At 72.4% G+C, this 9461-nt stretch carries 12 protein-coding genes and 1 pseudogene; 6 read left to right on the top strand and 7 right to left on the bottom strand.

The genetic code is table 11. The annotated features are described in order from the left end of the window. A partial coding sequence (locus tag IE312_RS12500) for a murein hydrolase activator EnvC family protein (protein ID WP_189981152.1) occupies positions 1 to 488 on the top strand: 488 nt, incomplete at its 5' end. A 124-nt stretch (positions 489 to 612) separates the two neighbouring features. Here IE312_RS12500 and IE312_RS12495 read toward each other — a convergent pair. From IE312_RS12495 to IE312_RS12465, 7 genes and pseudogenes are all read right to left on the bottom strand, one after another. Then, positions 613 to 1170, bottom strand: coding sequence for a TetR/AcrR family transcriptional regulator (locus IE312_RS12495; protein ID WP_189981339.1), 558 nt, complete (start codon positions 1168 to 1170; stop codon positions 613 to 615). Between the two features lie 82 nt (positions 1171 to 1252). Beyond that, on the bottom strand, positions 1253 to 2095 hold the full coding sequence (gene whiG, locus IE312_RS12490) for an RNA polymerase sigma factor WhiG (RefSeq protein ID WP_189981151.1): 843 nt from the start codon (positions 2093 to 2095) through the stop codon (positions 1253 to 1255). A gap of 323 nt (positions 2096 to 2418) precedes the next feature. After that, positions 2419 to 3579: a DNA-processing protein DprA gene (gene dprA / locus IE312_RS12485; protein WP_189981150.1), complete on the bottom strand. Its 1161-nt coding sequence runs from the start codon at positions 3577 to 3579 to the stop codon at positions 2419 to 2421. After that, positions 3576 to 4226 (bottom strand): annotated as a pseudogene (locus IE312_RS12480) (ATP-binding protein); the annotation flags it as partial. The gene dprA and the pseudogene IE312_RS12480, both read right to left, overlap by 4 nt. A gap of 41 nt (positions 4227 to 4267) precedes the next feature. Further along, entirely contained in the window at positions 4268 to 5890 is a 1623-nt protein-coding gene (locus tag IE312_RS12475) for a recombinase family protein (RefSeq protein ID WP_189981149.1), read from the bottom strand. Further along, positions 5887 to 6279: a hypothetical protein gene (locus IE312_RS12470; protein WP_189981148.1), complete on the bottom strand. Its 393-nt coding sequence runs from the start codon at positions 6277 to 6279 to the stop codon at positions 5887 to 5889. The genes IE312_RS12475 and IE312_RS12470 overlap by 4 nt, the downstream gene beginning before the upstream one ends. A gap of 16 nt (positions 6280 to 6295) precedes the next feature. Next, positions 6296 to 6712 (bottom strand): helix-turn-helix domain-containing protein, encoded by a 417-nt coding sequence (locus tag IE312_RS12465; protein WP_189981147.1) that lies wholly within the window; start codon positions 6710 to 6712, stop codon positions 6296 to 6298. Positions 6713 to 7053: 341 nt separating this feature from the next. Here IE312_RS12465 and IE312_RS12460 point away from each other — a divergent pair, with 341 nt between their 5' ends. From IE312_RS12460 to IE312_RS12440, 5 genes are all read left to right on the top strand, one after another. Beyond that, complete coding sequence (locus tag IE312_RS12460) at positions 7054 to 7266, top strand: helix-turn-helix domain-containing protein (protein WP_189981145.1); 213 nt, start codon at positions 7054 to 7056, stop codon at positions 7264 to 7266. Further along, positions 7263 to 7490, top strand: coding sequence for a hypothetical protein (locus IE312_RS12455; RefSeq protein ID WP_189981143.1), 228 nt, complete (start codon positions 7263 to 7265; stop codon positions 7488 to 7490). Before IE312_RS12460 ends, IE312_RS12455 begins: the two co-directional genes overlap by 4 nt. Before the next feature lie 74 nt (positions 7491 to 7564). Further along, positions 7565 to 8035 carry a hypothetical protein gene (locus tag IE312_RS39720; protein ID WP_229899607.1) on the top strand — a complete coding sequence of 157 codons (471 nt, stop codon included), beginning with the start codon at positions 7565 to 7567 and terminating at the stop codon, positions 8033 to 8035. After that, positions 8032 to 8265: a hypothetical protein gene (locus IE312_RS12445; RefSeq protein ID WP_189981141.1), complete on the top strand. Its 234-nt coding sequence runs from the start codon at positions 8032 to 8034 to the stop codon at positions 8263 to 8265. The genes IE312_RS39720 and IE312_RS12445 overlap by 4 nt, the downstream gene beginning before the upstream one ends. Next, positions 8262 to 9440 carry a Rad52/Rad22 family DNA repair protein gene (locus IE312_RS12440; protein ID WP_189981139.1) on the top strand — a complete coding sequence of 393 codons (1179 nt, stop codon included), beginning with the start codon at positions 8262 to 8264 and terminating at the stop codon, positions 9438 to 9440. The genes IE312_RS12445 and IE312_RS12440 overlap by 4 nt, the downstream gene beginning before the upstream one ends. The last annotated feature ends 21 nt before the right edge of the window (positions 9441 to 9461 follow it).

The following is a 9461-nucleotide window of genomic DNA, read 5'->3' as shown; positions in this document are numbered from 1 at the left end:
CCGCTCCCCCGCCCGGTCCGGCCCCGCCGCCGTCCGCCGGGGCGCCGGTCCCGGCCCTCGGCCGCGTCTGGCCGGTGGGCGTACGGCCGCCGGTCCTGCGCGGCTGGGAGCCGCCCGCGACGGTGTACGGCCCCGGGCACCGGGGTGTCGATCTCGCCGCCCCGGCCGGGGCACCGGTACGGGCGGTCGCGGCCGGCCGGGTGCTGTTCGCCGGCCGGGTGGCCGGGCGGGGCGTGGTCTCGGTGGCCCTGGCCGGCACGGACCTGCGCACCACGTACGAGCCGGTCCGCCCCTCGGTGGAGAAGGGGGACGAGGTGTCCGCGGGCGAGGTGGTGGGGTCGGTGGAGGCCCCGGGCTCCCACTGCGGTACGGCACCGTGCGTCCACTGGGGCCTGCTGCGCGGCGAGACCTACCTGGACCCCCTGTCGCTGCTCCCGCCGTGGCTGCTGGCACGGGGACCGTCGAGACTCCTGCCGGTACCGGCTTGACGGCGACGCGGGAGGGGGCGGGCGGGGCGCTGGGGAAGCGGGAACGCGGGAGCGGGAACGCGCGTCGGTGGGGGCCTGCGGCGGTGGGAACGGAGCCGGCCCCTGACGGGCGCCCCGCCCGCGCTCAGCCGCGCACGCCCCGCAGGGCCATGGTGACGGCCGCGTCCGTCACCGCCTCCGGATCCTCCGCCGCTCCCAGTTCGATCCTGCGCACCGCCGCGTCCACCACCCCTTGCAGCAGCATCGCCGTCAGCCGGGGCTGGCCGTGGCCCAGCTCCTGCAGCGCCTCGCCGATCATCGTGACCAGCGCCCCGTGGGCCGCGCGGATCTTCTCCCGGGCCCCGGGGTCCAGCTCGCTCGCCGAGATCGCCACGACCGCCCGGTGCCGCCGGTCCCCCACCAGCGCCAGCTGCCGGCGCACGTACGCCTCGACCTTGCCCTCGGCCGACTCGGCGCGCTCCATCGCCGCCGCGACCTCCGCCGCCCAGACCGGGAAGTCGATCGCGCACAGCTCCTCGACCACCGCGGCCCGGGACCGGAAGTACTCGTACACGGACGACCGCGCCAGTCCCGTCCGCTCGGCCAGCGCGGGAAAGGTCAGCGCGTCCGTCCCGCCCTCGGACAGCAGGGACCGAGCCGCGTCCAGCAGGGCGGCTCGCTGCATCGACCGGTGTTCGGCCACGGAGGCCGCTCGAATCCTTGGCACGTCGACCACTGTACGGACGAGCCCTGGCGGAAGGGGGGAATCAGGAATCAGCGAGGACTCAGCGCCCGAAGCTCGCCAGCTTGGCCCGCAGCTGCAGCACCGACTTGGTGTGGATCTGACTGACCCGGCTCTCGGTGACACCGAGCACGTTGCCGATCTCGGCGAGGGTCAGCCCCTCGTAGTAGTACAGGGTGACGACGGTCTTCTCCCGCTCGGGCAGCGTGTTGATCGCCCGCGCCAGGAAGCGCCGCAGTTCCCGGTCCTCGGCCACCTCCACCGGGTTGTCGGCGGCGGTGTCCTCCAGCGTGTCCATCAGACTGAGCCGGTCCCCGCCCTCGCCGCCGACGTGCAGCAGCTCCTCCAGGGCGACCACGTTGGCCAGCGACAACTGGCTGAACACGGCGTGCAGGTCGTCGACCTCCATGCCCAGCTCCGCGGCGACCTCCCCCTCGGTCGGGGTGCGCCGCAGCCGTGCCTCCAGGGTGGCGTAAGCCCGCTCGACGTTCCGCGCCTTCTGCCGGACCGAGCGGGGGATCCAGTCCAGCGCCCGCAGCTCGTCGATCATCGCGCCCCGGATGCGGGTGATCGCGTACGTCTCGAACTTGATCTCCCGGTCGATGTCGAACTTCTCGATCGCGTCGATCAGCCCGAACACCCCGGAGGAGACGAAGTCGGCCTGCTCCACGTTGGGCGGCAGACCGACGCTCACCCGGCCCGCCACGTACTTGACCAGCGGCGAGTAGTGCAGGATCAACTGCTCCCGCAGCCGGTCGTCCCCTGTCGCCTTGTACGACCGCCACAGCTCGTCGAGTGTCGAGGGGGCGGGCGGTCGCACGCTGCCACCGTCACGGGCGGCTGGGGGGATCGCCGCCCGGTCGGACCCGGAGGTGTGCTGGGGCATTCGTCGCCTTGTGTTGTTCTGCCGTGAAGTGCCGTGAAGTGCTGCGGAGTGGGTGGGAGTGGGGGCTCGTGCGGTGAAGTGGGCCGCCTGGGTGAGGTGACTGTCTGGTGCCGGCTTGGCGCGATCTGCGCCACCGCCTTCGTGAGCGTAGCGTGACTGAGGTGTCGCGGTGCGCGAACAGTGCGGCACCACCCGTGCGCGGGGCGCTCGCATCGGCAGGATGACCGCAGGCCACGGCTTGCGCTCCGTGACCGGCCGCCGACACCAACTCCGGGAAACTCCAAGGGCGTCGGGGGTTCCCCCGGACGGCCGAACACGGTGGGTCAGCACGGCGACCGGCCTCCCCGGACCGAGATCATCGCCTGGCGTGTCAACTTCCAGCCGTCGCCGTGTCGTTCGACGTAACCAAGTGCTCGGAGTTCGTACAGTCTCGCGATCGCCTCGTCCCGTGTGGTCCGGGCGCCGAGCGCGATCTCGTCGGCGCGAGCGGCACGGTTGCCGGGCAGGGCGGCCAGGACCGTTCGGGCGGCCGGTTCCAGCAGGTCGCGCGGCAGGACGGGGCCCCGCCGGGCCGGTGCCAGGTCGCCCATGTCCCCGACGAGTTCGACGACCTCCGTGGCGTCCGTGACCAGCGTGGCCTCGCCGCGCAGCAGTTCGTGCACGCCGGCGGAGAGGGCGCTGGTGACCGGGCCGGGTACGCCCATGGTGAACCGGCCCAGGCGCTGGGCGGCCCGCGCGGTGGACAGCGATCCGCTGCGGCAGGCCGCCTCCACGACGACGGTGCCCCGGGTGAGGGCGGCGATGACCCGGTTGCGGAGGATGAACCGGCTGGGGGTCGGGTGGTCGCCCGGCGGCAGCTCGCCCACCACCAGTCCCTGGTCGGCGATCCGGCCGATCAGGGCGGCGTGGCCGCGGGGGTAGGGCTGGTCGACGCCGCAGGCCAGGACGGCGACGGTGGCGCCGCGGGCGGCGAGGGCGCCCCGGTGGGCGGCCCCGTCGATGCCGTACGCGCCGCCCGACACCACGACCCAGCCGCGTTCGGCGAGGCCGGAGGCGAGGGTGGCCGCCGCGTGGGTGCCGTACTCGGTGCAGGCGCGGGCGCCCACGACGGCCACGGAGCGCAGCGCCCACATCCGCAGGTTCGGCCGGCCGCGTACCCACAGGCCCAGGGGCCGCCCGTCGCCCAGGTCGTCGAGCTGCCCGGGCCACTCGGCGTCCCCGGGACACACGAACCGCGCCCCGGCGGCCCGGGCCGCCTCCAGATCCCGCGCGGGCTCGGCCCGCCGGGCCCGCGCGACGAGCCCCGCCCAGCGGGTGCCGCCGACCCCGGGCAACGCGTCCGTGCCGGACCGCAGCCGCCGCACCACTTCACCGGTGCCGAACTCGCGCACCCACCGCCCCGCGACCTCGTCCCCCGGCTCGATCACCCGCGCCAGGAACACCCGCCCGAGCCGCTCGCCACCGGGCCTCCCCTCGCTCGTCATGTCAGGGCCCCGATGGCCATCGGTACCCCCCGGGGGACACCGGTGCGCAGTTGCAGGGCCAGGGCGACGTCGGTCGCGTCCGGGCGGTCGTGCCCGACGAGGTCGGCCACCGTCCAGGCGACGCGCAGGACGCGGTCGATGCCGCGGGCCGTGAGCACGCCGCGTTCCAGGTTGCGTTCGGCCTCGTCCATCGCTCCGGCGACGGCCTGGTACCGGCTGCGCAGTTCACGGCCCGGCACCTCGCTGTTGGTCCGCCACGGGGTGCCGGTGAGCCGGGCCGCCGCCCGGGCGCGGGCCTGCCGCACCCGGTCGGCCACGGTCGCCGTGGACTCCCCGCGGGCGCCGGGCTCGGTGAGCTGGGCCCGGGTGACCGGGTCCACCTCGACGCGCAGGTCCACCCGGTCCAGCAGCGGTCCGGACAGCCGGGACTGGTACCTGCGGATCGCCGACGGCGGGCACTCGCACAGGGAGTCCCGCAGGGAGAAGCGTCCGCACGGGCAGGGGTTGGCGGCCAGGACCATCAGGAAGCGGGCCGGGAACCGGACCACCCCGGCGCTGCGGGCGATGACGACGTGCCCCGACTCCAGCGGCTGCCGCAGGGCGTCCAGGGTCTGGGTGTGGAACTCGGGGGCCTCGTCCAGGGACAGGGCCTGTAAAACAAGTCGTTACGTCCAGTGAGGACGTGATCTTAGGCGGGGGTGTCTTCCCACGGGTCGGGCTCCCACAGCGGGTGAATTTCGACCTTGGTCTTACCGCTGTTCTCCAACCCGCGCACGCCCTTGGCGCCCCGTGTGGCGACCACTCGGCGCACCAGGGAGCGAAGAAGCGCGTTCTTCTCCGCCGACACGAGCGTGTCCCACTCTTCGAGCAGGCCGGCCGCAATGGCGATCAACTGCGTACGGCTCGGAGCGACCTCCGCGACGGCCGCGGCTTCCAGCGCTTCGGCGACGTTCCGCTTCTGTTCGAGCAGCCGGTCGCGCGCCTGCTCGAACACCCCGTCCGGGTAGGCGTCCGGGTTGAGGGCCCGGTCTGCGGCGAGGTTCGACAGCCCGGTCATGAGCCGCGTGTGTTCCGCGTCGAGGCGGGCCCGGTCGCGGGCCGCCCGTGCCTTCTTTCGCTCCTGGTCGTCATCCAGAGCGACGGGGGACGACGGGGCCGCGTCGACGGCCGCCGCGACTTCCCGGGCGAGCCACATGTGCACCTCATCTTCGACGAGAGCGCGCTGCACCCATACGGGACTGTCACAGAGCTTGTGCCGCGACTCCCCGCAGGCGTAGGCGTAGCCGAGTACCTGCGCGCCCTTCCTCCGGGCCGACGTGGCGTTCGCTCCCTTACGGCACCCTCCGCAGCGAACCAGCCCCGTAAGGGGGTACGTGGGGTTCCTGGTCCGGGGTGTGAGGGCCGCGCGCTCCTTGGACAGTTCTTCGTACCGCTCCCACGTTTCCGGCGTGATGATCGCCTCGTGCGCCCCCTCTATGTGAATCCAGCGCTTGCAGGTGCCGCCGTTGGCGGTGTAGTCGCAGCGGCAACGGGGGTCGTGGACGCGCAGGAGGCCGGCCGCGAATCCGCTCTGCATGTAGCGGCGCAGGCTGTCGTATCGCCACGGGTTTCCGTCCGCCGTGCGGTACCCAAGATCGTTGAGCCATGCGGCGAGTTGCCCGTACCCGTCGGGTGTCGGCAGTTCCTTGCCGAGCTTCCGTTCGTACAGGGTCTCTATGTGCTCGCGCGCCGCTTCATCTACTTCGTAGCGCTCCTCTTGCAGTGTCCACTCGCCCCGCAGGGTGGGGTGTGGAATGCGCCGGGGGTACCAGATGTAGCCCATGCGCTTCCCGCCCGTGGCGGGTAGACCGTGGGCGCGGCGCCACTGGTGAGTTTCCTTCCACTGTTCGCCCGCGCGGTCGCTTTCGAACACGGCGAGGTCGAACAGGATGCGCCGGTTGAACTTGCCGACCGCCGTTCGGGCGTCGATGTCTTCGGTTGCTGAGGCGAGGTCTCCGCCGGCGCGCTCGACCCTGGCGAGGTTGACCGCGATACCGACGTCGTTTCGGCCGAACCGCGAGAACTTCCATACGACGATGCCGCGCCTACCGCGTTCTTCGACGCCGCGTATGCACCCCATGATCTTGCGTTTGAAGTTTCGGCCGGTGACGTCCGGGTCCTCGACCCATTCGACGATGCGGCGGCGAGGGTCGCGCCGCTCCCATGCCTGTAGGGCGGCGCGTTGGAGGTCAAGGGAAATCTTGTCCTCGCGCCATGTGGAGACGCGCAGGTATGCGGTCCACTCCTCTATGTCTGTGTCTGTGATGTTCAACGTGCCTTGCGTTCCCCTCCGTGGTGGTCCGCAGTCCGGTCCTTGGCCTGCGGTACTGCGTACAGGCGGTGCACGGTCGCGGCGCCGGGGGTGGCGCTCGTGCCGTCGCTCGGATGCGGCGGGGGGTTAAGCAGGCCACGGGCGGCATGGTCGAGTCCAAGCCGGTAACCCTCTCGGCGGATAGCTTCCTTGTCCTCGGCAGTCATGTGGTGTTGGCGCCGCACCCGGGCAAGAATCACGAACGGCAGTCCCGCGAGGGCGACGCCTGCGCCGATGTCCGCCATGCGTGGCCGGTCGCCTTTGGCGGATGCGACCGCCACCAGGACAAGGCCGATGACGAATACGGCGTAGGCGACTGCTGCGGCGACCTGATCGCGCGTGATGTGCATGTGGTGCGGCTCCTTGCTATCCGTTGGCGCTGCGCTCGTCTGTCTCGACTGCTCGAAGTCCGTTCACCATCCGTTCGAACGCCTCGATACCTTCGGGACTGGTGATGCCGAGTTCGGCCGCGGCTTCTCTTGGGGTAATGGGGTTGGGGTCGATAGGTCGAAGGTTGGCGAGGTCTTCCTGCTTGACGACGCCGGCCCGAACCAGGATTTCCGGGAGTCCGACCCGAAGGGCCGTGGCGAGCGCTTCGAGGGTCCGTGTGTCCGGGAGTCCGTCAGCGCGCAGCAGGCGCGACACGGTCGGGGCGCTGAGGCCCGCGTCTTGGGCGAACTTCTTCTGTCCGCCTCGCTCCGGGTAACCACGCCTGGTCATCACTTCTCGGAGCCAGGCGGCGAACGTTTCGGGCGTGTGCTGCTTCGGCGCATCTTGTGTCATGCGTGAAAGATATCGCGCGTGAAAGATCCGCACGACAGGAACCGGGTTTTGGCATAGTCCACCCCTCCCCCGTTCCTCCCGTGCAGCGTTGCCAGGCTCGTTCTACCTCGAACAAACCTTCGATCCGAGCATAGGGCCCGAACTTCCTTCCTGTCACTCCCGTAACGGGCCCAACACCCTCTGACAGGACGCTGACCAGGTCCGGACCGGTTCCGCCCGATTCTGCGACCCGACATACCCCGAGAAGGTTGTACGCCGAACCGATTTCATGCGTGAAATTTTGATGGTACGTTTCTTTCACGACAGAGACCGGCCCTGGTCGTGTCGTGAAAGGAACCGTCATGTCTTTCGCCCCCGCCGCCCTGGTCGCCGCCGCGCAGGCCAAGGGCGACCAGACGCCCGCCGACATGGCGCGGCGCATGGGCGTGCCGTACCTCGCCGTCTACCGGTGGGCGACCGGCCGCAACGCCCCCGGGCCGTCCGGCCTCGCCGCGATCGAGCGGACGTACGGACTCACCACCGCCGATCTGATGCGAGAGGACGCCGCCGCATGAGCACCGTGATTACCCGTGAGCAGGCCGCCGCCAATGCGCGCCGCATCCTCGACCGCGCCCGGGCCCGCCGTGACTCCCTGCCGATCCGGGAGGCCGCCGAGCAGGCCGCCGTCGGCTCGTTCCGGAGCGCCGACGAAATCGAACTGACCCTGCGCCGGCTCCGCCGCGCCGCCCTCGCCGAGCAGGCCACCGCGCCCACGGCCCCGGCCGCCCGCGCCGCCTAACCAACGCAAAAGCCGCCCCGGGTGCGACCGGGGCGGCGAGAGAGACCCCCGTACCGAACACGAGAGGTCCCGTCGTGAACCTTACCCACCCCCACCGACAGCAGGCCCCGCTCGCCGTCGACCTGCCCGAACTCTGGTCGCGCCTGCGGACGTTGCCGGCCGCCGCCCGACTCTCCGCCCTCGCCGACGCCGTCGCCCGACTCGCCCACGGAGGCACCCCGATGAACGCCCGCCGCAACTCCGCCGCCGAGGCCGTCCGCGCCGTCATGGTCGCCCGCAACCTGCGCCGCGTCGCCCCCACCGTCGACACCGTCCGGACCGTCCCCGTGTTCACGGACGCCGGACCGCGCGGCGCCCGTATCGCCGTGCGCGTCAACCTCGCCGACGTCCTGCGCCTGCCGCTCGCCGCCGACGCCGAGACGCACCGCGCCGCGTACGACGTCCTGCGCCGTGCGTTCCCCCGCGCGCAGTGGCAGGCCGAGGAGTACCGCTACGACGTCCGGACCGGTCGCCTGCTGCTCACCACCCCGGGCGCCGCCGAGTGACCGCCGAGACCGTCCTCGACGCCCTCGCCGAGGCATTCGCCGACGAGCCGGCCACCGTCGAGCACCTGCTGCTCGACCTCGCCGCCGCCCGCTCGCACGCCGACCACATGCGGCACTCGCCCGCCGCCACCGACTACGGGCGCGAGTCGGCCGCCGCCGGCCTCGACCGCGCCCGCGAGGACCTGCTCGACGTCCTCGACCTGCCCACCTCGAACGGAGTCCCCGCGTGACCGTCATACCCCTGCACCGCACCACCCCGGCCGACCTCGCCGGCCCGGCCGACCTCGCCGTCGAGCAGGTCAAGACCCTTCTTGCCCCGATCAACCCGAGCCGCGTGCAGAACTTGCGCGGGCAGTCGCACCTCGAAGCGTGGGACGTCCGCCGGTGGCTCAACCGCGTATTCGGTTTCTGCGGGTGGTCCGACGAGACGCTCGAACTCGCCTGCGTCGCACAGGTCGAGATCAACCCCGGCCGGTGGACCGTTGTGTACCGGGCGCAGGTGCGCCTCGCCGTGAAGACCACCGACGGCCGCGTGCTCAGCACATGGGACGACGCCGCCATGGGCGACAGCCGCAATCAGCCGTCCCTCGGCGACGCGCACGACCAGGCCATGAAAACCGCCCTGTCGCAGGCGTTGAAGCGCTGCGCCGTCAACTTGGGCGATCAGTTCGGACTCAGTCTCTACAACGACGGATCCCGCGCGGCCGTCGGTCTGTGGTCGGCCGCGCACACCGCCCCCAAGCCGGCCGAGGACGTCGAGGCGCCCGCCGTACCGGACGACGCCCCGGTGAAGCCCGAGCCCGCCCCCGTCGTCGAGGACCAGGCCCCGGCCGCCGAGCAGCAGGTGCAGCGCACCAAGCGGGCAGAGGGCGGACCGTGGGAGACCCCGCCGCAGCAGGGGCAGCAGCAGCGGCCCCGAGCCGTGCCCGACCAGCAGGCCGCACCGGCGGGCCCGTCGCGCGACTACCTCGCCGCCGCGCAGGCCGCCGCGTCGCGCGAGCAATTCGACCAGGTGCGCGCCGCCGCGGTCGCCGAGGGTGCCCCGCCCGAGTACCTCGCCAAGCTGGACGCCGTCGCGCAGGAGAAGGAGAAGGCCGCGCAGCAGCAGGCACCGAGGCAGCAGCCCCCGAACAAGCCGGCCGGGAAGAAGGCCGCCGCCGCGCGTCCCGCGGCCGTCCCGTCCGGGCCCGTCACCCCGGACCCGGAAGCCGACGCAGCACGGCAGCAGCACGCCGTCGCCCTCGCCGAGCTGCTCGCCGCCGGGCAGGCCCTCGCCCTCGAACCGTCGCACCTCGACGACATCGCCCGGGCCGAGGCCGGTTGCCCTGCCGCCGAGTGCACGGTCGAGCAGCTCACCAGCCTTACCGCGGACCTGCGCGCCGCCGCCGAGGGGGCCGCCGCGTGAGCACCGAGCAGGCCGTCGAGG

It is taken from the genome of Streptomyces capoamus, from assembly GCF_014654935.1.
Classification (GTDB): Bacteria; Actinomycetota; Actinomycetes; order Streptomycetales; family Streptomycetaceae; genus Streptomyces; species Streptomyces capoamus.
The sequence above is the reverse complement of the archived record's forward strand: the minus strand, read 5'-3'. Positions and strand labels throughout refer to the sequence as shown.

Excerpts from the sequence above, each read along its gene's own strand:
- dprA (WP_189981150.1), bottom strand. The coding sequence starts at position 3,579 with ATGACGAGCGAGGGGAGGCCCGGTGGCGAGCGGCTCGGGCGGGTGTTC.
- IE312_RS12460 (WP_189981145.1), top strand. The coding sequence starts at position 7,054 with ATGTCTTTCGCCCCCGCCGCCCTGGTCGCCGCCGCGCAGGCCAAGGGC.
- IE312_RS12465 (WP_189981147.1), bottom strand. The coding sequence starts at position 6,712 with ATGACACAAGATGCGCCGAAGCAGCACACGCCCGAAACGTTCGCCGCC.
- whiG (WP_189981151.1), bottom strand. The coding sequence starts at position 2,095 with ATGCCCCAGCACACCTCCGGGTCCGACCGGGCGGCGATCCCCCCAGCC.
- IE312_RS12470 (WP_189981148.1), bottom strand. The coding sequence starts at position 6,279 with ATGCACATCACGCGCGATCAGGTCGCCGCAGCAGTCGCCTACGCCGTA.
- IE312_RS12455 (WP_189981143.1), top strand. The coding sequence starts at position 7,263 with ATGAGCACCGTGATTACCCGTGAGCAGGCCGCCGCCAATGCGCGCCGC.